This window comes from Mycobacterium shunyiense (assembly GCF_058270075.1).
Genome location: NZ_JBZDPU010000008.1, coordinates 229608 through 253866, shown reverse-complemented (window position 1 = coordinate 253866; position 24259 = coordinate 229608). Strand labels below are relative to the sequence as shown.

24 protein-coding genes are annotated in these 24259 nt (G+C 66.5%); 4 read left to right on the top strand and 20 right to left on the bottom strand.

All coding sequences use genetic code 11. The features are described from left to right. The first annotated feature begins 36 nt into the window (after positions 1–36). Entirely contained in the window at positions 37–423 is a 387-nt protein-coding gene (locus AC4ELH_RS08025) for an SHOCT domain-containing protein (RefSeq protein WP_205264970.1), read from the top strand. 21 nt (positions 424–444) lie between these two features. On the opposite strand, the gene AC4ELH_RS08020 is transcribed toward AC4ELH_RS08025, so the two are convergent. Further along, positions 445–1434, bottom strand: coding sequence for a DEDDh family exonuclease (locus tag AC4ELH_RS08020; RefSeq protein WP_498883827.1), 990 nt, complete (start codon positions 1432–1434; stop codon positions 445–447). A gap of 74 nt (positions 1435–1508) precedes the next feature. Here AC4ELH_RS08020 and AC4ELH_RS08015 point away from each other — a divergent pair, with 74 nt between their 5' ends. Together AC4ELH_RS08015 and AC4ELH_RS08010 are read left to right on the top strand one after the other, a co-directional pair. Further along, positions 1509–2729, top strand: coding sequence for a Mur ligase family protein (locus tag AC4ELH_RS08015; RefSeq protein ID WP_044521359.1), 1221 nt, complete (start codon positions 1509–1511; stop codon positions 2727–2729). A gap of 5 nt (positions 2730–2734) precedes the next feature. Then, positions 2735–3436, top strand: a complete 702-nt coding sequence (locus tag AC4ELH_RS08010) for a type 1 glutamine amidotransferase (protein WP_498883825.1) — start codon at positions 2735–2737, stop codon at positions 3434–3436. Here the strand turns inward: AC4ELH_RS08010 and AC4ELH_RS08005 are convergent. The 18 genes from AC4ELH_RS08005 to AC4ELH_RS07920 all read right to left on the bottom strand — a co-directional run bounded on the left by AC4ELH_RS08005 (position 3433) and on the right by AC4ELH_RS07920 (position 20047). Beyond that, positions 3433–3921: a CAP domain-containing protein gene (locus AC4ELH_RS08005; protein ID WP_498883824.1), complete on the bottom strand. Its 489-nt coding sequence runs from the start codon at positions 3919–3921 to the stop codon at positions 3433–3435. The genes AC4ELH_RS08010 and AC4ELH_RS08005 overlap by 4 nt on opposite strands. Then, positions 3891–4445 carry a hypothetical protein gene (locus AC4ELH_RS08000; protein ID WP_498883823.1) on the bottom strand — a complete coding sequence of 185 codons (555 nt, stop codon included), beginning with the start codon at positions 4443–4445 and terminating at the stop codon, positions 3891–3893. Before AC4ELH_RS08000 ends, AC4ELH_RS08005 begins: the two co-directional genes overlap by 31 nt. 23 nt (positions 4446–4468) lie before the next feature. Continuing rightward, complete coding sequence (locus AC4ELH_RS07995; RefSeq protein WP_498883822.1) at positions 4469–4948, bottom strand: Rv1363c family protein; 480 nt, start codon at positions 4946–4948, stop codon at positions 4469–4471. Further along, positions 4935–6122 (bottom strand): M20 family metallopeptidase, encoded by a 1188-nt coding sequence (locus AC4ELH_RS07990; RefSeq protein WP_498883820.1) that lies wholly within the window; start codon positions 6120–6122, stop codon positions 4935–4937. Before AC4ELH_RS07990 ends, AC4ELH_RS07995 begins: the two co-directional genes overlap by 14 nt. Continuing rightward, a complete protein-coding gene (locus tag AC4ELH_RS07985) occupies positions 6119–7030 on the bottom strand; it encodes a DUF1028 domain-containing protein (RefSeq protein ID WP_498883818.1) in 912 nt (303 codons plus the stop codon). The genes AC4ELH_RS07990 and AC4ELH_RS07985 overlap by 4 nt, the downstream gene beginning before the upstream one ends. 4 nt (positions 7031–7034) lie before the next feature. After that, a complete protein-coding gene (locus AC4ELH_RS07980) occupies positions 7035–7835 on the bottom strand; it encodes an alpha/beta fold hydrolase (RefSeq protein ID WP_498883816.1) in 801 nt (266 codons plus the stop codon). Continuing rightward, positions 7832–8287, bottom strand: a complete 456-nt coding sequence (locus AC4ELH_RS07975) for a nuclear transport factor 2 family protein (protein WP_498883814.1) — start codon at positions 8285–8287, stop codon at positions 7832–7834. The genes AC4ELH_RS07980 and AC4ELH_RS07975 overlap by 4 nt, the downstream gene beginning before the upstream one ends. An 11-nt stretch (positions 8288–8298) precedes the next feature. Continuing rightward, a complete protein-coding gene (locus AC4ELH_RS07970) occupies positions 8299–9300 on the bottom strand; it encodes an LLM class flavin-dependent oxidoreductase (RefSeq protein WP_498883813.1) in 1002 nt (333 codons plus the stop codon). Further along, complete coding sequence (locus AC4ELH_RS07965) at positions 9297–9527, bottom strand: ferredoxin (protein WP_498883811.1); 231 nt, start codon at positions 9525–9527, stop codon at positions 9297–9299. The genes AC4ELH_RS07970 and AC4ELH_RS07965 overlap by 4 nt, the downstream gene beginning before the upstream one ends. A 4-nt stretch (positions 9528–9531) precedes the next feature. After that, complete coding sequence (locus tag AC4ELH_RS07960) at positions 9532–10773, bottom strand: cytochrome P450 (RefSeq protein WP_498883809.1); 1242 nt, start codon at positions 10771–10773, stop codon at positions 9532–9534. A gap of 200 nt (positions 10774–10973) precedes the next feature. Then, positions 10974–12407, bottom strand: a complete 1434-nt coding sequence (locus AC4ELH_RS07955) for an MCE family protein (RefSeq protein ID WP_498883808.1) — start codon at positions 12405–12407, stop codon at positions 10974–10976. 1 nt (position 12408) lies between these two features. After that, positions 12409–13542 carry an MCE family protein gene (locus tag AC4ELH_RS07950; RefSeq protein ID WP_498884108.1) on the bottom strand — a complete coding sequence of 378 codons (1134 nt, stop codon included), beginning with the start codon at positions 13540–13542 and terminating at the stop codon, positions 12409–12411. Continuing rightward, the gene (locus tag AC4ELH_RS07945) at positions 13536–14801 is read right to left on the bottom strand and encodes an MCE family protein (RefSeq protein WP_498883807.1); all 1266 of its coding nucleotides are present in this window, start codon (positions 14799–14801) and stop codon (positions 13536–13538) included. The genes AC4ELH_RS07950 and AC4ELH_RS07945 overlap by 7 nt, the downstream gene beginning before the upstream one ends. Continuing rightward, complete coding sequence (locus tag AC4ELH_RS07940; protein ID WP_498883806.1) at positions 14798–16066, bottom strand: MCE family protein; 1269 nt, start codon at positions 16064–16066, stop codon at positions 14798–14800. The genes AC4ELH_RS07945 and AC4ELH_RS07940 overlap by 4 nt, the downstream gene beginning before the upstream one ends. Next, positions 16063–17091: an MCE family protein gene (locus tag AC4ELH_RS07935; protein ID WP_498883805.1), complete on the bottom strand. Its 1029-nt coding sequence runs from the start codon at positions 17089–17091 to the stop codon at positions 16063–16065. The genes AC4ELH_RS07940 and AC4ELH_RS07935 overlap by 4 nt, the downstream gene beginning before the upstream one ends. A gap of 22 nt (positions 17092–17113) precedes the next feature. Then, entirely contained in the window at positions 17114–18424 is a 1311-nt protein-coding gene (locus AC4ELH_RS07930) for an MCE family protein (RefSeq protein ID WP_498883803.1), read from the bottom strand. Positions 18425–18428: 4 nt separating this feature from the next. Then, positions 18429–19247, bottom strand: coding sequence for an ABC transporter permease (locus tag AC4ELH_RS07925; protein ID WP_498884106.1), 819 nt, complete (start codon positions 19245–19247; stop codon positions 18429–18431). A 32-nt stretch (positions 19248–19279) separates the two neighbouring features. After that, positions 19280–20047: an MlaE family ABC transporter permease gene (locus AC4ELH_RS07920; protein ID WP_498883801.1), complete on the bottom strand. Its 768-nt coding sequence runs from the start codon at positions 20045–20047 to the stop codon at positions 19280–19282. 310 nt (positions 20048–20357) lie between these two features. Here AC4ELH_RS07920 and AC4ELH_RS07915 point away from each other — a divergent pair, with 310 nt between their 5' ends. Continuing rightward, entirely contained in the window at positions 20358–21941 is a 1584-nt protein-coding gene (locus tag AC4ELH_RS07915) for a 4Fe-4S binding protein (protein ID WP_498883799.1), read from the top strand. Here the strand turns inward: AC4ELH_RS07915 and AC4ELH_RS07910 are convergent. Beyond that, entirely contained in the window at positions 21938–24253 is a 2316-nt protein-coding gene (locus AC4ELH_RS07910; RefSeq protein WP_498883797.1) for a LuxR C-terminal-related transcriptional regulator, read from the bottom strand. The two genes, AC4ELH_RS07915 and AC4ELH_RS07910, sit on opposite strands and share 4 nt — an antisense overlap. Positions 24254–24259 lie beyond the last annotated feature (6 nt).

The window sequence follows — 24259 nt, the reverse complement described above, 5'->3', positions numbered from 1 at the left end:
GATCACTACGCGGAGGCCAACGGCAAGGAGCGGTCCATGGACTGGGGCTCGACATGGGATTTCCTCTGGCATTTCCTGATCATCTTCGCCTGGATCGCATATCTGCTGGTCCTGTTCCAGATCCTCACGGACCTGTTCTGGCGTGACCACAAGACCTCCGGCTGGGTCAAGGCCGTGTGGGTGGTCTTCCTGATCGTGTTCCCGTGGCTCACCGCGCTGGTGTACCTGATCGCCCGGGGTAAGGGCATGTCCGAGCGCGCGCAGGCAGCCGCGCTGGCCGCCAAGCAGGACACCGACGCCTACATCCGCGAGGCAGCCGGCCGGTCCCCGGCACAGGAGATCGCCGACGCCAAGGCGCTGCTGGATGCCGGCACGATCAGCCAGGCCGAGTTCGACGGGTTGAAGGCGAAGGCGCTCAGCTAAAAGACCGCGGCGAGCCGCGAATCAGAACAGCGTGTACTGATCGCTCTCGGCAGGGATGTCGCAGAACTGCTCGATGTCGGCACCACCGACGACATGGGCGAGCAGGCCCATGAAGGTGTCGTCATCGAGCAGCGGCACCCCCACCTCGACGGCCTGGTAGCCCTTGCCCTGGTCGGGTGCCGGTTCGTTGCAGATCACCACCGAGGTCTGCTGGTCCACCAGGTCGGTGTAGGCCAGCCCGGCGTGCAGGATGCGCTCGACGAGCTCCTCGTGGGTGCGCACTACCTCGGCCGAGAGCGCCACCCGCATGCCCTGCACCAACGGCCGTCCCGGCACGAAGACACCCGGGTTGGCGTACTCGCACGGCAGGCGCGAGGCCAGCACCTTCAGCGGCCGCAGCTCTTCATGGGTGATGTGGCCGTTGGGCCAGCGCCGTCGGGTCACCTCCCGCAGCGGCAGCCAGACCTTGCGGTCGCGGGCCCGGGCCAGGGTCGGCTTCAGGATCTGTGCCAGCACCAACGCGTCGTCGAGAGCATCGTGTGGCTTCATCTGGCTCACGCCCCAGTGCGCTGCCAGCGTCTCCAGGCGCAGGTTCTCGGTGCCCAGCGCCAGCCGGCGGGCCAGCTCGACGGTGCACATGACGCTGTCGATCGGCAGCTCGGCGCCGACCAACTCGGCCTCGGCGGTCAGGAAGCTGTAATCGAAGCCCACGTTGTGGGCGACCAGCGTGCGTCCACGCAGGATGTCGCTCAATTCGTCGACGACGTCCCCGAAGGTCGGCTGGCCTTCCAGCATCTCGGTCGTCAGCCCGTGCACATGGGTGGGCCCGGGATCCACACCCGGGTTCAGCAGGGTCGCGACACTGCGCTCGACATTTCCGTCATCCCCGACCGCGAGGGCGGCCACGCTGACGATGCGTGCCTGCCCCGGCCGGAACCCCGTGGTCTCCACGTCGACGACGGCCCAGCCCGCGCCCGGCTCATCCGCCGGTCTGCCCCACGCGCTGCTCATATTCGCCAGGATGGCACGCGAGTCCGACAACCTCGGGCGGCACGGCAGCGTGTCGTGCCCCTAAAATCGCCGGAATGCTGACCCTTCGCGGGCGCGCCGCCCTGGCCGCCGGATCAACCGCGCGCTGGGCGTCGCGGGTCACCGGCCGCGGCGCTGGCGCGATGATCGGCGGCCTGGTGGCGATGACGCTGGACCGCTCGATCCTGGGCCAACTGGGCCAGGGCCGCCGCAGCGTCGTCGTGACCGGCACCAACGGCAAGTCGACCACCACCCGGATGACCGCGGCCGCCCTGGCCACGCTCGGCCCGGTGGCCAGTAACTCCGAGGGCGCCAACATGGACGCCGGCCTGGTGGCGGCGCTGGCCGGGGCCCGCGATGCCACGCTGGCCGCCCTGGAAGTCGACGAGATGCACGTCCCGCACGTCAGCGATGCGGTGTCGCCATCGGTCATCGTCTTGCTGAATCTGTCCCGTGACCAGCTGGACCGGGTCGGTGAGATCAACCACATCGAGCGCACGCTGCGAGGCGGGCTGGCCAGGCATCCCGACGCGGTGATCGTGGCCAACTGCGACGACGTCTTGATGACCTCGGCCGCCTACGACAGCCCCAACGTGGTCTGGGTTGCCGCCGGCGGCAGCTGGGCGGGTGACTCGGTGAGCTGCCCGCGATCCGGCGAGATCATCGAGCGCAACGGGCGCGACTGGTACTCGACCGGCAGCGACTTCAAACGTCCCAGCCCGCAGTGGTGGTTCGACGACACCCACATCTACGGTCCGGACGGCCTGGTGCTGCCGATGACCCTGGCCCTGCCCGGCGCCGTCAACCGCGGTAACGCCACCCAGGCCGTCGCGGCCGCCGTGGCGCTGGGTGCCGACCCCGCTGCTGCGGTGGCGGCGGTCTCCGGCGTCGACGAGGTCGCCGGGCGGTACCGCACGGTGCAGATCGGCACTCACACCGCGCGGATCCTGCTGGCCAAGAACCCGGCCGGATGGCAGGAAGCCCTGTCCATGGTCGACAAGCACGGCGCAGGCGTCGTCATCTCGGTCAACGGGCAGGTGCCCGACGGCGAGGATCTGTCCTGGCTGTGGGACGTCCGATTCGAGCACTTCGACGACACCGTCGTCGTCGCCGCCGGCGAACGTGGCACCGACCTCGCGGTGCGGCTCGGCTACGCCGGCGTCGAGCATTCACTGGTGCACGACACCGTCGCCGCGATCGACTCCTGCCCGCCCGGGCATGTCGAGGTGATCGCCAACTACACGGCCTTCCTGCAACTGAATCGGCGGATCTCGTGAGTGCGGTGCGGATCGGGCTCGTGCTGCCCGACGTGATGGGGACCTACGGAGACAGCGGCAATGCGGTGGTGCTGCAACAGCGGTTGCGGCTGCGCGGTATCGACGCCGAGATCGTCGAGATCACCCTGGCCGACCCGGTGCCCGACTCGCTGGACCTGTACACCCTCGGTGGCGCCGAGGATTACGCGCAGCGGCTGGCCACCAAGCACCTGATCCGGTACCCCGGTCTGCAACAAGCGGTTTCGCGTGGCGCGCCGGTGCTCGCGATCTGCGCTGCGATCCAGGTCCTCGGCCACTGGTACGAGACCTCGGCCGGTGAGCGGGTGGACGGCGTCGGGCTGCTCGACGTCACCACATCGCCGCAGGAGGCCCGCACCATCGGCGAGGTGGCATCCACTCCCCTGCTCGACGGGCTCACCCAGCCGCTGACGGGTTTCGAGAACCACCGTGGCGGAACGGTTCTGGGCCCGGATGCCCGGCCGCTGGCCGCGGTCACCAAAGGGGCGGGCAACCGCTTGGGCGACGGCTATGACGGTGCGGTTCAGGGCAGCGTGGTGGCGACCTATCTGCACGGCCCGTGCCTGGCCCGCAATCCGGAACTGGCCGACCATCTGCTGACGCAGGTGGTGGGTGAGCTGCCACCGCTGGAGCTTCCGGAAGTCGAGCTGCTGCGCCGCGAACGCCTGGCCGCCCCGCGCCGAGCCTAGGCATCGGGTTGGCCGTACACCGCGACGACGACCGTGCGGTCCAGGCTGTTCTCCGACCACACCCCGATCGCGGTGTTGGCGCAGTCCGACATGACGGCGTAGTAATGCGGGTCGTGATACCAGCGGTTGAGCAGGTCCAGTCCGCTGATCGCCAATGCCGGGTTGATCGCGACGGTCTGGGCTACCCGTCCACGGAATCCGGACGCCAACGCCCGGTCCTGGGGTGTCGACCCATCTGAGCCCAGATCGCCCTCGAGCGTGCGGTTGTGCAACACATCGCCGGTATGCCATTCGGCGGCCTGCTGGAGACGCTTGTCGATCTTCAGGTCACCGGTGCAGCCGGCCTGGCGCTGGATCGTGTAGACGTTGGCCACCACTCCGTCGTTGAGCCGCTTGTTGTCGGCACCCGCGAGCGGTGCACTGAGCACGACGACGCACCCGGCCACCGCCGCCGCTATACCGGCGTGAAGTCGGATATCAGCCATCGAGAGCCTTCCTTGACCAACGACACTTTCACGCTGGATGCGGTGCTGGTGGGGGCTCCGTCACCCACAGTTGTCGTCTGATTGACGAACACCAGCACGACGGCTTCGCTGGGAGACGCTGAAACTGTTGCCGCAGCGGGGATGTCGACGACCGCCGAAACGTTCTTCTGCTTGGCACCGGGTATCACGGTGCCGTCGACCAGTTCGGAGTATGAGTCCCGGAAGCTCCCGGACAACCGGTCGCGCGCCGCATGCAGAGCTTCCTCCACCGTCTGCGGTTGATAGGACAGCATCGCGGTGGCGCCCTCAGTGGCTGCCCGTAGCGCCTCGGTCCTGGCCGTGGCGGCCGAATCCGCCCCGGCGGCTGCCCATTTCAGATAGCCGGCCGCGCCCACCGCGACGAACACCGCGGCGGGAACCAGCCCGAAACCGACGATCCGCGCCCAGTCCCGGCGGGCCGGCTGCGCCGGCACCTCGGTCTCGTCGCGGGGTTCCTCCACTTCGGACGCGATTTCCTCAGACACCGACAAACCTCCTGCCGCCGGACTCACGGTACGAACTGCACATTCGACACCTTGACCTGGTCACCATCCATCTGAACGTCGACACGCAGCCGCCACCGCCGCGGTTCGGTATCCGCCTCCCCGGTGATCGTCTTCACCGAAACCGCCACCAGGACCCGGCCGTGATCACCCTCGATTGATTCCAGACCGGCAGCGGTCACCGTGCCCTCAGTCTTCGACTGGGCCTGCCTGACCACGTCGATGAACGGTTGTGACCGTTGATCGAAATCCTGGCGGAACTCGCCGGTCGCCGAGTCGAGGATGCGCTGCACATCGGCGTCCACGTTGGCGTAGTCGATCGTGGTGAGGTTGAGCGCACCTTGCCGTGCCGCCTCCACCAGCACCGCGTGATGTTGCTGATCACGACGGGAGTCATCGAGCCGGAACCACAACCACCCCAGGACAGCTGACAGGGCCACGACCGTCGCGAGCCCGAAGACCGCGGCAGACTTAGCTTTGAACATGGTGTCCTCCGGTCTCGGCGGCGCCAAACCGGGTGAAAACCGTGGCGAACGTGCGGGCCGCCGCTGTCAGCTCACACAGCGCCACGGATTCCTCACTGCTATGGGCGACCGTCATCGAACCCGGTCCGTAGACCACCGTCGGGATCTCGAGGTCGTTGCGCAGGAACCGGGCGTCGGTGCCCAGATAGAGTCCACGAATCGGGGTTTCCGTGCCCGCCGCGGCCCGCACCAAGCCGACGAACGGATGCTGCGCATCCAGTTCCGAGCCGGCGGCGAAGGCCAAAACCTCTACCTTCCAGTCGATGTCCTCGCCTGCGGTGTCGATGAGTTGTCGCAGGCTCTCCAGGGCCCGTTCCCGCGTCTCACCCGGCAACACTCGGCGGTCGACGCGCAGAATGCAGGAGCTGGCAACGATATTGGGGGCGGTACCTCCTTGGATCTGACCGACGTTGCAGGTAGGCGACCCGAGCAGCGAGTGGCTGATGCCGAAGTCGGCCTGATGCAGCAAATCCACCAGGCGTGCTGCGTCCGCGACGGCGGAATGCCCAGCCGCCGGGTCACTGCCGTGAGCCGCGCGCCCGGCGACCGTGATCTCGGCCAGCAGCACTCCGCGCTCGGCCACACCGACCTGCAGCTCGCTCGGCTCGGGCACGATGGCGGCGTCAGCCGCGATACGGCCGGCGCGCAGCAGCGCCTCGGTGCCCCAGCGGCCGCCCGTCTCCTCGTCGGCAACGAGATGGAAGAGCACATCACAGGCCGGTGGGGTCTCCGCGTCCAAGCAGGCCCGCAGGCCCTCAATCGCCGCCGCGATACCGCCCTTCATGTCGCAGGCACCACGACCGTACAGTCGGCCATCGCGCACCACCCCACCGAATGGCGGCAGGGCCCACTCCTCCTCGACCACCGGGACGACGTCGACATGTCCATTGACCAGTAACCGCCGCCGCGGCCCTGGGCCCGTTCCGGACACGATGGCGAGCAACGATGTCCGTCCGGGAGCCGGCTCGAAGACCTCGGTTCTCGCCCCGACACCCACCAGAACATCGGTCAACAGCGGGATGATCGACCGCTCGTCGCCCGGCGGGTTGCTCGTATCGCACCGCACCATTGCGGCAGTCAGCTCGGCGCACCGCCATTCGTCGACCGCAGCCGCTGCGGCCAGTGCGTTACTCACAGATAGTCCGTGACGTCTTCGAGGAAACCCAATGGTCCGATGCCCGTCAAGAATTCGCGTAGCGCGGGCCGGTAGGTGAACAGCTCGGCGAACAGCGCCCGGGCAGCATCTCGCTCGCCGCTGCGCGCCAGTAGAACCGCGCGCCAGAAATCGGCCTCGCGGTTGTCCGGGCCGAGCAGCTCGGCTGCGTCGGCCAGCCCGGTGAGCTTCTCACGCAACAACTCCGGTGGTACGTCGCGGTAAGGTCCGATCATCAGGTCTTGCGCGAAGATCACCGCACCGATCACATCGAAGGCCCGCTGCCGAGGCAGCAGACCGGACAGTTCGGTGACCGGCTCCGGGTGGTCGTCCACCCGGATGTCGATCAGGACCTGGTTCCAGGGGGTTTCGGATCGCTGCGCGCCGTAGGTCCTCAGCACCGCCGACTGCGATCCGCGGATATCGCCGCCCGCGGCTTCCGCCGCGACCATCGCGGCCAGAATCCGTTCGGCCAGATGGCCTTTCGCACCAAGGTAGGCCTCCAACATGTCGTGGCAGACCCGGTCGCAGGCCAGCATGTTGCCCTGTACCGCGACGCCTTCGGCCACCAGGCCCGTCGCGGTGGGGGCGCACCGATCACCGGTGAACGTCGCCGCCCGGCCCGCGGCATCGACGACACCGAGCTGGCGGTACGCGCTCAGTGGATCCGCTGCCGTCACGGCGTCCACCGCATCCTGTGCCGCAGCCCCGGACCGCATCGCCGCGACGGCGCCGGGCCCGTAGTCGACGTTGACGAAGGCCTGGGTGGCGGCCACACCGACACCCGCCTCGCCCCAGCCGACCAGCCGCCCGACCCCGAAGAAATGCGACTGCGAGCCGATCCCCAGCTCTCCGGTTGCCGAATCCCTCGCGACAATCGAATACGTCATGGCCTCACCGGTTTCCTTTGTTGGTGTGCTGGTTGATCAGTTCGGCCACCCGGCCGGGCACCTCCACCATGGGGAGATGACCGACCCCGTCGAGGATCGCGGTGCTGCCTCCGGTGGCAGCCGCGATCTCCACCGTCATCTCCGGCGGGCAGGTCGGATCGGCCGTGCCGCCCACTGCCAGCACCGGCGCGCACACCCGACCGACCAGATGCCGGATGTCGGCCCCGAAGGCGGCTCGAAGGATCGCACCCACCACGGATTCCGGGCGTTCACCCGCCGCGCGAACGACGTCCAGCAGCCGCGGTTCCTCCCGGAACCGCGGTCCGACGATCGTGGGCACCAGGTCGGCGAAGTAACGCTGACTGCCCACACTTTCCAGTTGGCCGACCATGGCCTCGATGTCCTGATGGGACAGGCCCGTACCAAGCGTCGAGCCCAATGTGGTCACGCTGTGGACCCGGCCGGGGTGGCGGGCCGCGATCGCGAGCGCGATCGCCCCGCCCAGCGAGCCGCCCACGAGGTGCACGGCGTCCAGATCCAGTCCGTCGAGCACCGCCATCACATCCGGGACGTATCCGTCCTCGACGCTGTACGGGCCGGACCACACGGATTGCCCGTGCCCGCGCAGGTCGATCGCCACCGCGGGCAGCTCCAACAGCGGCAGGACCGAATTCCAAACCACTCCGGCGGTATTGATCGGATGCAGGAGCACCACCGCGGCGCCCGGATCGAACCGTTCAGATGCCGTCACCGCCAGCGGCCCGGCCGGACCGGCCAGTCGGCGGGACTGGAATGTTGCCGTCATTCCGTTACGTACTTCGCGGTCCCGGCCTTGGCCGCCTCACTGACGTGCATATGCCAGATCCGCCACTGCGGCGCACCCGTGCCGTCGTCACGGCGGTAGAACTCGGTGTTGCGGAACCGGATCGACCCCGAACTCTCCAGCGTCCCCGACTGGGAGGGCAGCATCAGCTCGCACTCCCCCTCCGAGGTGAGCAACGCGACGTCACCGAAGACCGCGACGTTGGGGGCGGCGGTGTCGCCGATGGTCTTGATCTTCGCGCCGAGTTCATGCAGGTTGCGCCACAGTTTGGCCTTGTCCTGCGCTCCGTTGTAGGTGAATCCGTTGAGGTTGAACTGCAGGTAGGCATCCCCGGGCGGGAAAAAGTCGATCATGGATTCGGCGACCAGTTCCACATTTGCTGCGTACCAGTCGTTGTGTACCGCCAGGATGGCGGTGGTGTCGGTATCGGTCATGGGTATACCTCCTAGAACAGGGATGCGATGGCGGCCAGGGATTCTCGGCCGTTGTCCTCGATCAGTGGCACGACGACAACCTTGTCCGCCCCGGCCTCGAAAAGTCGCTTGAGCGCGACCGCGGCTTCCGTGGGCGTCCCGGTGATCGACATCGCGTCCACCCACTGGTCGGGCATCTCCGCGAGCACCACCTCCGGTCCGCCCCGGGTCAGCATGTCGGCCAGCAGGTCGTTGCCGCCGATCGAACCGAGCATCGGGTTCGGTCCCGTCGCGGCCAGGTAGAAGGCCAGTGCCGGTTTGATCTGCTCACGTGTCTGAGCCGCCGCGGCTGGGTCGCCGGCCATGTTGATCGCGCACAGCACAACGAGTTCGGGCTTGTCCTCGCGACCGGCCGCAGCGGCGGCGGCATCCAGTTTGATCCGGGCTCCGGCAACGTATTCGGGTGTGGCCAGCACGCTGACCACCAGCCCGTCGCCCACTTCCCCGGTCAACGCGATGCCTTTGTCACCGAGTACCCCGACGTAGAGCGGAACCCGCTCCGCCGGCGGATGAGTCAGCGTGACCTCGGCGAATGTATGCACCTTGCCCTCGTCGGTCACCGTCTCCGTGTCGAGCAACCGCCGCACACCGCTGAGGGTCTCGCGCAGCGCGCTCATCGGTGATCGGACGGTGAGGCCCATCTGGGCGGTCCAGGCCGGCACCCCGTGACCGACGCCCGGTGCGAACCGTCCGGGGAAGGCCCGGGCCAGGGTGGCGATCTCCATCGCCAGCAGCGCCGGGTGCCGCACCATCGAGGACACCACCGAAACTCCGACCCGGATTCGGTCGGTGGCGCCCAGTGCGATCGCCGACCCCGCAATGCCGCCGAGGAAGAAGTAGTCCTCGGGCACCCACAGTTCGCCGAACCCGTTCTGTTCAACCCACTTCGCGAGTCCGGCGATATCCTCCGGCTTTGTGGTGCTGCCGAGCAGTACGCCCAGTCGTCCACCGTCTACCTGTGCTGTGGTGCTCAACGCTGTCCTCTCGGGTCCTGGTCGGATTGTTCGGTGATCTCGATCGCCCCCACCGGGCACGCTTCGGCGGCCCGGGTGACCCCGGCCTGGAGCTCGTCCGGTGGCGCTTCCGCGAGCAAGGTCACCCAGCCGTCGGCGGTACTGCCGAATACCTCCGGCGCGCTGCGCCGGCAGACTCCGCTGGCCATGCAGTGCTCCGCGTGCACGACCACCCTCATGCCGGTCATCTGCTCACAGCCTCACCGGACGCGAATGCCAGCCGCGCGCAAGAATGTTGCTGGTTCGCCGCACCGCGGGCCGACTGCCCGCGGTGAAGTTGGGGAAACGTTCCAGGATCTTGCCGATCAGGACCGCACCCTCGAGCCGGGCCAGAGGCGCACCCACGCAGAAGTGGATGCCATGGCTGAACGACAGGTGCCGCGAGGCATCGCGCGAAATATCCATCACCCCCGGATCGGTGAACTGGCGCGGATCGCGGTTGGCGGCGGCGATGATCTGGAAACACATCTGGCCGGCCTTGATCTGCCTGCCGCCGTACTCGGCGTCCCGTACCGCCTTGCGGAAGTCCATGTGGAACGGCGGGTCAAACCGCAGCATCTCCTCGATCGCAACGGGAATGAGCGCCGGGTCCTCCTGCAGCTGCGCCTTGATGTCGGGATTGTCGATCATGATCGTCATCGCGCTACCGATCAACGACGTGGTGGTGTCGTTGCCCGCCGACAGCAGCAGTGTTACCTGTGAGACCACCTCGTCGAGCTCCAACAGTTCGCCCGTGTCGGTCTCGGTGGAGGCGATGAGCGTGATCAGATCGTCCTGAGGATCGGCCTTGCGCCGCTTCACCAGGTCGGCCAGATAGTCGATCATCTCCAGCGATGTGCGGATGGACGCGTCCCGCAACTGGCCCTGGACCCCGGCGTCGAAAGTCCGCCCGAACGCCTCGGACCACTCGCGAAGCTGCGACCACATGTCTTTCGGCACACCGAGAATCGAGGCGATCACGGCTACCGGGATGTCCGCGGCGAGGTGGGGCATGATGTCGACTTCCTCGCCCGGCTGGTACCGGCTGAGTACCTCGTCGGCGACGTCCTCCATGGTGGACCTCCAGCCGGCGACTGACTGCGGAGTGAACGCATGCCGGAAGATCGAGCGGATCCTGGTGTGGTCCGGTGGGTCCTTGAAGATGAACTGCCGTGAGCTGATCGAGACGAACCGGCGATGTTCCGGGTCCTCGGGGTCGTGGATCCCCGGGCCACCGGCGAAGAATGTGTCGTTCGAGAATGCGTCGTGTTGCGACACCATCGACCGCACGTCTTCGTACCGGCAGACGATCCAGGCGCCGAGCACATCGGACCAGTGCACGCCCGACCCGAGTTCCCGCAGCTGTTCGTACAGTGGGAACGGATCTGCGACACCACCCAGAACCAGGTCCCGGACGATGGCCTCCGCATCGATGTCTTCGACCGCGCCTACCACTTACACCTCCACGATCGTGGTTCGAAAACCGTTATGCCCTTGTGGGTTCAGACGAGATTCCCATCCGGCGCCGTGCGATCACATCGGTAGAGCGCGCAACTCCACTACGTAATTGCGCGCTGTCGACGCGCGCCGAAGCCCACAGAGACGCCGAAAGCGGCACCACCCCTCGGTGGTGCCGCTTTCGGCGTCATCGGATGTCAGCGCGCGGGCGGTGTCAGCATGTCCTGCCACGTTTGTCGTGGTGCGTTCCGCGCGAGATCGGACTGTGTGAAGAGCCGTCCGTCGGGGGTGACATAGCTGCCGGTGGCCGGATCGTACGGTGCCGCCGCGATCGGCGGCGGCGAGCCCGGTGACGGCGCCATCGGTTGTGGGACAGCCTGCCCGGTCAGCGTCGCGTTCGGGTCACCCTTCCAGATGTATCCGTCGTTGAGCGGCACGTACTGCTGGTCGCTCTCGCACATCTCGACCGTGGGCGCCCGCTTACCGGGCACCGTCAGACACGGGGTGTTGCGCGCGCCACGCACCGCGAGCATCGGATCATCCTGGGGAACACGGCAATACAGAGCCCCGGCCGGGCGATCCGGATGGTCCTCGTGCGCGGGCGCGCGCTGCTGCTGCGCCGGGAGGAATCCGGTGTTGCAGGGCGGCGGCAGGTTGATGTTCAGGTTGAAGTCCAGGTACATCCCCGTGTAGTCCTGCTTGGTGTTCAGATTGGCGACACCGAGGGCACCCATCATCGCGGTGCCCTGCGGGAACAACACCAGAAGCTGCTCCACCGCGGGCTGGTAGGAGATCGTGATCTGCTCCAGGCTGACCAGATTGGCCAGCAACACCGGCAGTGTGGGCCGGACTCGTTCGATCAACTGCCTAGCTTCCTCGGCCGCCACGGGGATCGTGTTCAGCGCCTCACCGAATGCGGCATCGTGATCGCGCACCTGCCCGGTGATCGCGGCCAGGTTGGCCGCCCAGGCCTGGATCGAGCCCGCGGTCTCGGCCTGTGAATCCAGCACCGGTTTCGACTGTTCGATCAGGGTCACGATCGGCTCCAGCTGCTCGCGGGAATCAATGGCGAGTTTGCTCCCGCCTTTGACAATCCTGGACAGTTCCGGGCCCAATCCCGATACTGCTGTGTAGCTTTCGTCGATAACGGTCTGCAGATTCTGCTGTGGGATCGCAGCCAGCCCACGGTTGGTCGCATCGAGCAGGCTGCTGACATCCGGCGGCACCGAAGACCGGCTTCGCGGGATGACATCCCCGTCGGCCAGCGCCGGCCCCTCGCCAGTGCGGGGCAGCAGCGCAACATAGAGCTCACCGATCGCGGACTGGCTGTGCACCTGGGCATCCACGTCTGCGGGAATCTTGATGCTGGAGTCCAGGGACAGCAGCGCCTGCGCACCGGTGTCGGTGAGACGCACGTCGGTGACCCGTCCCACCTCCGTGCCCCGGTAGGTGACGTTGCCCCGTTCGTACAAACCGCCGGCCTGCGGAAGGTCGACGATCACGGTATAGCGGCCGATTCCGAACAGCTGCGCGGGCAACTGCATATAGCCGCCCGCCATCAACGCCACCGAAACCATTGACAGCACGGCGAAGACGGCGAGCTGGATCTTGGCCAGACGATTCAGGCGCATGTCACGGTCCCTGGTTGGGTTGATACGGAATGACGAGCGGATTCGCCCCGGTGGCCGGGCTGGGCAACTGGCCGATCGTGCGGCCCCATTGCATCTCCAATCGGGTGAGCGCGCCTTCGAACCGCGTTCCGGTGAGCAGAGAGGTGTCGAGTCGGCTCAGTGTCAGGTCGAAGATCGCCGTGAGGTTCGCGTAATCGCCTCGCAGCCACTTGAGCACACCTTCCTTGGGCCACGGAAAGGTCGAGAAGAACGAAAGCGAGCGGGTCATCGCGGGTCCGGCATTGGCCAGCGACTCCAGCACCGGGCCGATGTCGCGGAACTCATGGGCCAGTGACTCTTTGGTCTCGGCGATGGAGTCGGAAAGCAACGCGTTGAGCTTGCCGAAGCTGTCCAGCGCCGCCACCAACTGTTCGCGGTCGTCCTTGAGGACCTCGAGCGCATTCGGGATGGTATGTAACGCCTTGTCCAGCACCGGCTTCTGCGCCGCGAACCGGCTGGTCAGCCGGTTCAGGCGGTCGGTGGCGGTGAGGATGTCGTCCTTCTGGTGGTCCAGATGGCCGATGAACTTGTCCAGTTGCTCGACGAAGCTGCGCAGCTCGTTCTCCCGGCCGGCCAGGGCGGTACTGAATGCCCGGGTGACATCCTGAACCTGTCCCAGGCCACCGCCGTTGAGCAGCATCGACGCCGCGGCCAGGGTCTGTTCGGTCGTGGGGTAGGCAGCGCCCCGATCCAACGCGATGATCGACCCGTCGTGCAGCCTGCCCCGGGGCCGTTCCCCGGCCGGCGGGGTCAGCTCGATATGCAGTGAGCCGAGCAGGCTGGTCTGTCCGACCTTGACTGTCACGTTCTCCGGGAGTACCACATCGTCGAGCAGTCGCATCGTGACGACGGCGTGCCAGCCCTGCAGCTCGATTCCGATGATGCTGCCGACCACCGCATCGGCCACCCGGACCCGCGAGTTGAGTTCCAGGTTCGTGACGTCGGGAAGCTCGGCCCGCACCTCGAAGGAGTCCGGTCCGCGGCCCTCCACGCCCGGCAGTGGCAGCGAATTCAGGCCCTGCCAACCACAACTCGTGATCAGCAGAGGGATGGCGGCCAGCAGCGTGGCAATCCGCAGTCGCGGCCGGATCACGATCCGCCCCCGGACTCCGGAACCATCATGCCTTCCAGTCCCTTCGCGGGTTCGGTGACGGTCGTTACGGCTTCGGCCGGCGGTCTTTCTCCGGCGTGGTCGGGACGCATCCAATCCTCGCTGTAAGTCAATTCATTGGGCCGGGCCGAGGCGTTGACGAACGGGTTGAGGCCGAGCGGGATGAAGTTGTACTGGCGGTTCTTGACGATCGGGGCGAGGTACTGTACGCACAGCTTCGCCGACTGCTCGGCGCCCAGCCGTGACGCGGCCTGCACTGCGCCGCAGATGAACTGGATCGGATTGGCAAAGTTGTTCAGGGCCAGTGCGCCGGTCAGCGAGGAGTGCGCGGGCTCGTAGATGTTGACCAGGTTCTGCAGGGTCGTCGGCGCCAGATGTAGGGCCTGCTTGATATCCCCGCTGCTGTCCGCCAGCGCCTGGGCGATCGAGTTCAGTTTGTCGGTCGCGAACCCGACCGCCTCGCGGTGTTCGGCCGTGAACGACGCGATGTCGCGCGCAGCCGTGTTCAAACCCTCCACCGCCGTGCCGATCTGGGCCGGGTCGTCGGCCAGCAACGACGTGGCCGAGGCCAGGTTCCGGTTGAGCTCCTTCATCAGACCGGTGCTGGATTGCAGGGCCGACACCAATGTGGCCAAACCCTTGACCGTGCCGAAGATATCGGTGCTGTGGTCGCCCAGCGCCGACAAGGTCCGGGACAGTTCCAGGATCGCCTCGCGGATGTCGGCCCCGCGCCCGCGCAGGTTCTCCGCGGCGGTGTTGACGAACGCGCCGAGCGGGCTGTCACCGTCGGGTCCCGGCTGCAGGCTGGAACTGATCTTCTCCAGCTGCATCCGGAAGTCGTCCCACTCCACCGGCACGGCAGTACGGTTCTGCGGAATGACGGCTCCGTCGGCCAGCTCCGGGCCGCCGGTATAGGCCGGGGTCAGCTGGATCGCCCGGGAGGTGATCAGCTGCGGGGACAAGATGGCGGCGCCGGCCTGGGCCGGAACCTGATACCGCCGGTCGAACCAGAACGTGATTTTGGCGCGCTCCGGTTGTGGTTCGATCGCGGTGATCTCGCCGATTCGGACCCCGAGCAACACCACATCATCGCCAGGGAAGATCCCGTTGCTGTTGTCGAAATACGCGGTGACGGTGGTGCGGTGGGCGGTGGTCAGGTTGCCGGCGATCAGACCGGCTCCCGTGACGGCACAGGTGACGAGCACCGCGACCAGTCCGATCCGCAGGGCGCGGACACGGGTCATGGGGTCGCTCCTTCCTCTGCAGCCGGTGCCGAACCAGAACCTGACGCCGGACCGTATGCGGGTGGCCCCGGCGGTGGACCGCCGGGCTGGGGCGCTGGCGGTGGTTCCCGATACGGATAGCGAGGATCACCCGGGTTTCCCGTGATCGCGTCCGGCAGGGTCAATCGCGGCTCCCCGCCCTGACCGGTTCTCGGGTAGGGCACGGGCTGAGGCGGGGTGGCCGGCTGTCCGGTCTGCGGATCGTTGAGTTCGGTCGGTGCCAGCACATTCGGGTCGAGCCCCAGATCCGAGAAGGCGGCATCGATGAACGGTTGGACGATCTGTCCCGGCAGCAGGTTGACCAGGTAGGCCTTGAAGAAGGGCCCGGAGGCCACCGATTCGCCGAGCGACATCGCGTAGCGGTGCAGCATGGTGATCACCTGCTGCACTTTCTGTTTGCGCATCTCGACGATCGCCAGTACGCCGTTGAGCTTCTCCAGCGCCGGGCCCAGTGTGGCGCGGTTGTCGGCGATGAAACCCGAGACCTGCGCGGTCGCAGTGGCGATGGTGTTGGTGATCTGATCCAGTGCCGCGCTCTGGGTGAGGAGCTGGGCCAGCAGAGCGTTGCTCTGTGCGATCAGCCCGACGACCTGATCGGTGCGCTGCGCGAGCACCCCGGTGGCCTTGTGTGCGTTGGCCAGCAGGGTCCGCAGCTGCTCGTAGCGTTCACCCAGGGTGTGTGAAAAGCGGGCCACCCCGTCGACCGCGACCCGCAGTTCGGGCGGCGTATCGCGGAAAGTGTCGCTCAGCGTCTGCAGCGACTCGTTGAGTCCGCCGGTATCCAGACTGGCAACGGTATCGGCCAGATCGCCCAGCGCGTCGGGCAATTGATAGGCGGGGGTGGTGCGATCCATCTCGATGGGACCGGTCAGTGTCCCATCGCCGCGGGGAGTCACCTCGAGCACTTTGGCACCGAGCAGGCTGCGGGTCTTGACCGCCGCTTCGGTCCGCTCCCCGAGCCGGATGCTCTTGTCGACGTCGAACTCGACCAGCACCCGTGGGCCGTCGAGCTCGACACTCGACACCTCTCCTACCCGGTAGCCGGCGACCTGGACTGCTGTGCCCGGTATCAGGCCGCCGGCCTCGGCGAAGTACGCCGAGTATCGCTGCCCTGACGCGAAGAACGGTAACTTCTTGTACTGCAACGCCGCGGCGGCCATCGCCGCGACCAGCGTTATCCCGACGATGCCGATCACCAGCGGGTTGCGCTCGGAGAAAGATCTCATTTCGCAGCACACCGCCCGGTGCTCTGACCGGCCACCTTCACATACACCGGCTGCCCGCCTTTGCCGTTGAGCTTGAAGATGGCGTCGCACAGGTAGAACGAGAAGTAGTCACCATAGAGCGCCATCCGATTGAGGGCCCGGTAGGTATCGGGCAGCGTGTCGAGTAGATCCTCCACGTAGTCCTTGTCCGCCAGGACCGCCGAGGTGACCCGATCGGATTGGCCGACAACATTTTTGATGTCACCGCGAGTCTGCTGAAGCAGATCGGCGACACCGGCGGCCATCGCATTGGACGAGGCGATACTGTCGCTGACGTCCGCCTTTCTGGCTGCGAGTCCGTCGATGAGTTGGGAAAGCGAGTCGACCGCCTTGTCGAATTGATCGGTCTGATCGCCGAACGCGCCCAGCACGGAATTGAGGTTGGCGATCACCTCGCCGATCAGCTGGTCTCGGTCGGCCAGTGTGTTGGTCAGCGACGCGGTCTGCTGCAGGAACGATCCGATGGTGGCGCCCTGCCCCTGGAACGCCTCGATCAGCTGGCGGGTCAGCGTGTTCATGGTCTCGGGGTCCAGCGCGCGGAACAGCGGACGGAAGCCTCCGATCAATGCGTCCAGATCGAGAGCCGGTTGTGTGCGGTCCACCGGTATCGTCTGGCCGTTCACCAGCGGCCGCAGCCCGCCGGGGCCTTCCTGCAACTCCATGTAGCGGCCGCCGATGAGGTTGTCGTAGCGGACGAGTGCACGGGTGCCCTCTGTCAGTGCGACAGCCGAATCGATGGCGAATTCCACGACGGCGCGGTTGTCGGAGTTGACGAAGATGTTTCGCACCTTGCCGACCTCGACACCGGCGATCCGGACGAAGTTGCCCTCCTCCAGTCCGCTGATGTTGACGAACTCAGCCCGGTACGTCCGGTCGTCGTTGAACCGTAACTGCGCGAAGACCATGAGCAACACGAAGGTGCCCATGCCGCATACGGTCAGAAACGCCGCGAGCCGCCATCCGACTCCAACCAGGCTGTGGTTCACCGTTGGCCTCCTGTCGTCATGCTCATGGATTGGGTACTTCGCCGTCCGATGGAACAGGTGGGGGTAGCGGCTGGTACGGCGGAGCGCCCGGGTAGGGCACCGGGCCGATCGCGGGTGGGCCTTCTCCGTGCACGCTCGGCGGTTCGGGCACCGCACGGGTGACCGGGAAATAGTTGGCCCACCAGGGGTGTCCGATACCGGGGTTGGGGCGCCAGTCGATGCCGGTGCCCCATCCGGTATTGGTGATCAGCTGCCGCACCGGGAATTGTTTGGTCACATCGGGCAGTGACCCGCAGCCCGGCTTTCCGCCGGGTCCGCCCTTGGCCGCCACGATCGGCAGGTTGTCGGGATAGCGGTACGGGTCTTCGCCGAGATTGATGGCACTGTCGAGCACGATGCTGCGGCCGTTGCCGCCAACCTGATCGTGCCCGCCATGGTCGAGGAACCATTTGGCCCCCAGCAGCATGCAGGTGTAGGTCGGGTCGTACTTCTTCAACAGCGCGGTCGTCGGGTCGAGATGGTTGATCGCACCGACCAGGTTGTCCTGATTGGGTCCGACCAGACTGGTGCCGGCCTGGGCGAAGCCGATCACGTTGAGCAGCAGGCCGTCCAGCGATTGGGCGTTGATGGCGATGGTTTCGCTGATCCTGCTCGTTGCGTCCAGCACGTGGACGATGTCGTCGGCCGCGGCCGCGTAGGCCTCGCTGAACTCTCCGACCGCGCGCCAATCCGCCTGCGCGATGTCCATGCGCGGGTTGACCTCCGTGAGTACGGCATTGCTCGCCGATAGGGCCTCACCCATGCGCTCCCCCTGTCCCCGCACCCCTTCGGCCAGCGCGGTGAGCGTGGCGTTCAGCTTGGGGGGATCCACCCGGTGCAGCACGTCGACCAGGTTCTGGAAGACCGTGTTGACCTCCGTGGAGACGTTGCGCGAGGACAACACAGTTCCAGCCGAGATCCGTTGCGGTGACGGACTACTCGGATATATCAAGTCGACGTACTTGGCCCCGAATGCGGTGGTGGCCCGGACCTCGGCCTGCACATTGGCCGGGATATGCGCGGCCTGCGCGGGAAACAGTTCCAGCTCCAGCCGAACCGGATCGTTACCGGCGATCCCCGCCACACGGCCGACCTGCACGCCGCGCATCTTGACCTTGGCGCCCGACTCCATGACCAGCCCCGAACGCGGCGCGGTGACGGTGACCGGCACATAGGAGTTGAACCTCCCGGTGAACAACGCCGCGGTCGTCGCGATGACCGCGACCACGGTCCCCAGCAGAATCAGCGTCCATACCGAGGGCGGGATGGCGCCCCGTCTTGTGTTGGTGGGCATGGCGTTATCCCGCGAGGTTGAAGTTGCCGGACTGGCCGTACACGGCCAGCGAGATCGTGGTCACCACGAATGCCGACACCACCAGCGAGGTGCGGACGGCGCGCCCGACGGCCTGGCCGACCCCAGCCGGTCCGCCTGATGCGGTGAACCCGTAATAGGTGTGTACCAGCATGATCACGGTGGCCATGGTGATGGACTGACCGAAGGACCAGATCAGGTCGGTCGGGTTCAGGAACGTGTTGAAGTAGTGGTCGTAGACTCCGGTGGACTGGCCGTAGATCGCTGTGGTGCCGAACCGGGCCGCGGTAAACGCCATCGTCACACCGATGCAGTACAGCGGGATCACAACGACGACACCGGCGATGACCCGGGTGGATGCCAGATAGGCGATGCTGCGGATGCCGATGACCTCCAGGGCATCGATCTCCTCGTTGATCCGCATGGCGCCGAGTTGAGCGGTGGCACCAGCCCCGATCGTGGCCGCCAACGCGATCGCCGTGGTTCCCGGTGCGATGATGCGGACGTTCAGGAACGCTGAGGCGAACCCCGTCAGAGCTTCGACACCGATGTTGGCGAACTGGTTGTAGCCCTGAACTGCGATGACGGCACCGGTCGACAGCGTCAGAAATCCGACGATCGCGACCGTGCCTCCAATGATGGCCAACGCACCGACCCCGAGTCCCATCTGCGCGATGAGCCGCAAGAGTTCGGTGCCATAGTTGGCGACTGCGTCACCGAGGGACCTGAGCACCCGGAAGTGAAACTCGGCCTGCTCTCCAACCTGATCCCAACTCTGTTTCCAGGCCTTGGCCCGTTGCCCGATCCGGGTGCGGGTGGCGGGTACCCCTGCGTCGATCACAGGGTCACCTGCACACCGACAGCCGTCACGATGATGTTGATGGCGAACAGCGCCATGAAGGTGAACACGACGGTCTCGTTGACGGCATTGCCCACACCGGCAGGGCCGCCACCGACGGAAATGCCCTTGTAGCAGGCGATCAGGCCGGCGACCATGCCGAAGATCGCGCCCTTGACCAACGCGATCACCACTTCGGCGACCCCGGTGAGCAGCGTAAACCCGGCGACGAAGTTGCCCGGTGACACATGCTGCACGTACACGCAGAAGAAGTACGCACCGGTGAGTCCAACCAGGATCACCGTCGACGCCAGGGCGGTAGAGACAGTCGCGGCGGCCAGCACCCGGGGCACCACCAGGGCCTGCACCGGATTGATGCCCATCACCCGTAGGGCGTCGAGCTCATCACGGATCGTGCGGGCGCCCAGATCTGCGCACATCGCGGTGGCGCCGGCGCCGGCGATCACCAGAACGGTTGCCAACGGCCCGATTTGAGTGACGGTGCCCAGCGCCGCACCGGTTCCGGACAGATCAGCCGCGCCGAACTCGATCAACAGGATGTTGAGCGTGAAGACCAGCAGGACCGAATACGGGATGGTGAGCATCAGGGCAGGCAGCAGGGACACCTTCGCCACGAACCAGGTCTGGGTCAGGTACTCGCGCCACGCGAACGGCGTCCGGACCAGCGTCACGAAAGTGTCCAGCGAGAGCGCGAAGAAACCACCGGTCGCGCGTAGCGGGCTTGATATCGCCGCAACCGCGCTCATCGTTCGTGACCCAATCCAAAGGTCCTCGGGTACATAAACCGTTCATCCTCCTGCTGCCTGCCGACCGCCCCAAGGATGAGCTGGATCACACGTGCACCACATCCGTAGCGACCGCAGAAGGACTACGTACGTAGTCGCTGTCGACGCTTACCCACGCGTAAAAATTGATCAGGGGAACTGACAAACCGGCGTGAACCCGGTTATGGTGTGCCGCAGCGCGCCATCCATCGGCGCTGCATCGGACTCTTCCGAAATCCGGTAAGCAATCAGACTTTTCGATCTTCACGATCACCGGCCGATATGAGGTTCCATGCCGTACGTCATCACGCAGAACTGCTGCAAAGACGCGAGCTGCGTCCCGGTGTGCCCAGTCGACTGCATCCGCCCCGGCGAGGACGCTGAGGGCACCGAGATGCTCTACATCGATCCGGACACCTGCATCGACTGCGGTGCATGTCAGGAGGTCTGCCCGGTCGACGCGATCTACAGCGCCGAGCAGTTGCCCCCGGTGCTGGCACCGTTCGCCGGCCTCAATGCCGCGTACTTCGGCGCCAACCCGCTGCGTCCGACCGGTCTACCGGCCGCGCCGGCCCGCAGAACGCAGCGACCCGAGACCCTGCGGGTGGCGATCGTCGGCGCGGGTCCGGCAGCGTGTTATGCCGCCAATGAACTGCTCAACGTGCGCGACGTCGCAGTCGACCTATTCGAGCGACTGCCAACACCTTTCGGTCTGATCCGGGCCGGTGTCGCCCCGGACCATCAAGCCACCAAGAACGTGGTCCGGGTGTTTCAGCGAGGGCTGTCCGACCCGCGGTTGCAATGCCACCTCAACGTCGAGGTCGGCGATCGCATCACCCACGGCGATCTGCTGGCGCACCACCATGCGGTCATCTACGCCGTCGGGGCCTCAGCGAGCCGGCGACTCGGGATCGCCGGAGAACAGCTGACCGGCCACCACAGTGCGGTCGACTTCGTGGCGTGGTACAACGGCCATCCCGATGCCGCCGCCATCGAGGTGAACACCACCGGCACCCGTGCGGTGATCGTCGGCAACGGCAACGTGGCCCTCGACATCGCCCGGATCCTGCTTCTGGAGCCGGACCGTCTTTCGGCGACGGATATCGCCGAGCATGCACTGGATGTCCTGTCTCGCAGCATGATCCGGGAGGTTGTGATTCTCGCCCGCCGCGGGCCGCGGGAGGCTGCGTTCTCCTTCGGTGAGTTCCTGGCCCTCGGGAACCTCGACGGCGTGGACGTCATCGTGGACGGTGGAGATCTCACCGCCCGCCCCGAGGACGACGCGGAGACCGCGGCCAAGCTCGATCTGGCCCGCAGCTATACCGCTCGGCCCACCTTGGCATCCCGTAAGCGGCTGATCCTTAGGTTCCACACTTCGCCCGTCGAACTGCACGGCCCCGACCGGGTCCGGGGTCTGCGGGTGCGCCGGGCCGGCGAGATCGAGGATCTCGAAACCGGTTTGGTGGTGTCGGCCATCGGATACCGCGGAAAGCCTGTGCCCGGGCTCGGGTTCGACTCCGAGCGCGGCATCGTCCCCAACGATGGGGGACGGGTGATCGGCACCCCGGGTTCCTATGTCACCGGCTGGATCAAGCGCGGCCCACGGGGCGTGATCGGGACCAACCGCACATGTGCGGCGGAAACTGTCTCCGCGGTCCTCGCCGATTTCAGCGCCGGGCTCCTGGACCGCGAAATCGGCGACCGAGAGGCGCTGCGTGAACTCTTGGTCGAACGCGGTGTGGCCGAGATCAGTTGGGAAGGATGGCGATCGATCGACGCAGCCGAATGCGCGCGGGGCGCCGCGGCATCGCGTCCCAGGATCAAGTTCGTCGACGTGGACGAAATGCTCGGATCCGCTATGAGCCGGCCGTGTTAGCCGCGGACCGCATTCTGATGGGCCACCCATGCCGCAACCTGGGTTCGGGTGTTGAAGCCCAGCTTCGCCAGCAGGTGCTGCACGTGGGCTTCGACCGTGCGCCGGGACAGCACCAACTCGTCTGCGATCTCCTGGTTGCTGTGTCCGCGCGCGATGAGTTCGGCGATCTGCAGTTCCCGCTTGGTCGGTTTGGTGATTCCGTCGGGGGCGCCGCTCGGCACGGACTCTTCCAGGGCAAAGGCCACCGCCTCGTCGAGAATCATCTGATTCCCACGACGGTGGGCGGCCTGGAACGGTCGCTCTCCCAGCTTGCGGGCGAGCTTGGCGCTGTCCTCGCGGTGCCGGTAGAAACCGGGAACAGTATCGACCGACATACCCATGCCGTGCCAGATCCGGTCCGCGGCGCCCAGTAATACGGCGGCCCGGTCCAGCTTGCCGTCGCTTGCCGCCACCCAGGCGATGCCTTCGATCGCCTCGGCGATTCCGATGTGATCCCGCAGTGGGCGTTTGAGATTAAGTGCGGCACGTAGCAATTCGGATGCCTCGGCCAGGTCCCCACGATTCCAGGCGTCCATCCCGGCCGCCCACAACGAGCTGGACCAGGCCCAGGTCTCGCCGTAGGGGACGGTCAACTCGCGACATCGGCGGTGCGCGTCGGCCACCCGGTCGGATTCACCGCGCAGCATCGAGACGATCGCGTACAGCACCAGGGTGATGGCCGTCCCAGACTGGTCACCGGTGGCCTCGAACTTGCCGAGGGCCTGCTCCAGCAGCGCGGCGGCCTGTTCGGTGTCGTCGCACATCAGGGCCAGCAATCCGTGCGCCTGCACGATGTAGGCGCGGCCCGTGGCATCGGCATCGCACATCTGGTCGGCCTGCTCGAGCATCCGCTCGGCGGCGTCCAGCTGACGTCGCAGGATGCACAGGCTGGCGGCAGCGTAGAGACCGCGGATCCGCACCGCGCCGGGATCCGGCACCGCCGCCAGCAGCCGCTCGGTCCAGTAACTGCCTTCAGCCAGCAGACCGCTCATCATCCAGTACTGATACAGAGCACTGGCCATCCGGAGACCGGCCGCCGCCTCCCCCGGCTCGGTCAGGCAAAAATCCAGCGCGGCACGGAGATTCGCGATATCCGCGCGCAGCAGTTCCTGGCCTTCCGGCAGCCCGGGGGTGCGCCAGTCCAGCATTGTCCGGTTGACGACCCCGAGGTACCAATCACGATGCCGGCGCCGCCACTCGGTGCTGTCCGCGGCGTCATCGCCGAGCTTGTTCAGGCCGAATTGGCGGATCGTCTCCAGCAGCCGGTAACGAACCCGCCCGCGGTCTTCCTCTCGGATCAAGATCGACTTGTCGACCAGAGAGGTCAGCAGCGGCAGGATCTGAACGGCCGGTATCCGCTCATCGGCACAAATCCCTTCGGCAGCTGCGAGTTCCACGCCACCGGAGAACACCGACACCCGTTCCCACAGCAGTTGCTCCTCGACCGAGCAGATGTCATAGCTCCACGCCATCGAGGCGCTCAGGGTTCGTTGCCGAGCTGGGCCGCCGCGGCGCCCGCTGTCGAGCAGGTCGGGCCGGGCGGCAAGCAGTTGCACCAGCTGCTCGAGCGAGAGTGCTCGCAGCCGGACCGCGGCCAGTTCGACCGCAAGGGGTATCCCGTCGAGCATGCGGCACAGTTCGGCGACCGCCTGGTGGTTCGCTTCGGTCAGTTTGAAGGTCGGCAGCACCGAGACCGCCCGCTCGACGAACAGCCGGACCGCGTCGTACTGGCCGAAGCCTTCGAACGGACAGTCAGCGGTAGGCACCTGGAGCGGCAGGGTCGGGAAGATGTTCTCACCGACGACGGCGATCGGTTCCCGGCTGGTCGCCAGGATGCTGACCCGGGGACAGGCACTCAGCAGCGCGTCGACCAGCTGGGCGCAGGCACCGACCATGTGTTCGCAGTTGTCGAAGACCAACAACCGGTGCGAATCCGTCAGATAACCGATGAGAGTGTCCGCGTTCCACCGGTGCACCGACCCGCGGAACCCCAGCGCATCGCCGACCAACTCGCACAACAGCTCTTCGTCGTGCAAGTCGGCCAGCGAAACGTAGGTGATGCCGTCTGAGAATGAACCGCGTACCCGATTCGCAGCCTGGATCGCCAGCCGGGTCTTCCCCGCTCCACCAACTCCGGTCAGCGTGACCAGCCGCTCCCTGGTCAGCAGGCGAACCAGCTGTTTCAGCTCGTTCGAACGCCCGACAAACCGCGTTGCCTCGGCGGGCAAATCATCGCCGGGCCCACGATTGGGGTCGGATTCAGGCAAAGCCATCTGACG